The following is a 1,124-nucleotide window of genomic DNA, read 5'->3' as shown; positions in this document are numbered from 1 at the left end:
ATGTGGGACCCTGCTAAGGGTTTTCTCACTCAAGAAACAGACCCGTCACTTTACGGTAGAAACTTTCCTACTACTGGTGCTAACAAACTGTACTTTGATTTACTCATTAGTGGTAGTAGTCAGCCATTGTCTTGGTCTCCTGTTTCTCAAGGTGGTATCACAGCTACAATGTCTAATTCTACTGCTACAAGCGTTCGTGTTACTTTAACTGGTCCTTACGCTACCGAATCCCAGATTAATTCATCCAGTCCTATTCCTATTTCTAAACCTACTTTGCCTCAGACATTCGAGTTGGTCGGTCGTGATAGTAATGGTACTCCAGTCGTCAGATATGGTTTTACTTTGAAGCAGTGGTTCGTCAACCGAGGTTCTAAGTATGACACTTATCCTAATACATTATCTTGGTGTAATAGTTTTGGTTATCAAGTGCCTCGCGTAAAGGATTTAACCAACGCAAATTATTATAATTTAGGCGCCACCCCTTCTTCGCCGGCTAATTATTATATGCGTCATATAGGTTCAGGTTTTTTCACGGAGTGGGGTCGTATGTCTGATTATTCAGGCGTTGGCTTCAACGACCATTGGTACTGGACTAGTGACCCGACTGGTAGTACCCAGTGGATCGTGTTCGCAAACTACGGTGACACGCTTTGGTACTACAACGACGCTTACGGACTTTGCTCCCATCCTTAGTTTTTATTCCTTCGTCCTTAATCCTTAGGGCGGGGGTGGGGGTGATAAAAAATAGTATTAGGTGATTAAAAGCAAGCTGACTCAAGGAGTCAACGTCGTTTAGCCATAAAAAGCGATTTTGCGGCTAAGCGGCGTTTGAATTACCCGCTTCGGCGGGTTTATTTTTGAGGCGATTTTATCGCAAAAAAAGTTGAGGAGCGGGGTTTTTGGGGTTTTAAATTCTGCAATGTTGCCTCAAGTAAATAATTCCGCTTTAACTGTGGCACTTTTTAGTAGTTCTATTTTTCCATCAAAAAAGTTGAGGAACGGGATTTTTGGGTTTTTAAATTTCACTTAAAAAGTTTTAAATGATCAAACTTACTAAATTTCTAATTCAAAGCCCTAAAATAAAATTTTTGAGGATCAATCGCTCTAATTTTAAAGATTTGTAA

The 1,124-nt window shown here is 40.5% G+C and carries 1 pseudogene; it reads left to right on the top strand.

What is annotated here, in order from left to right:
* A pseudogene (locus J3U16_RS11925) lies at positions 1 to 693 on the top strand (hypothetical protein); the annotation flags it as partial.
* Positions 694 to 1,124 lie beyond the last annotated feature (431 nt).

Origin of the sequence: Gilliamella sp. B3023, assembly GCF_026536845.1 — a bacterium.
Classification (GTDB): Bacteria; Pseudomonadota; Gammaproteobacteria; order Enterobacterales; family Orbaceae; genus Gilliamella; species Gilliamella apicola_E.
Note: the sequence above shows the minus strand (reverse complement) of the source record. Positions and strands in the feature narration are given on the sequence as shown.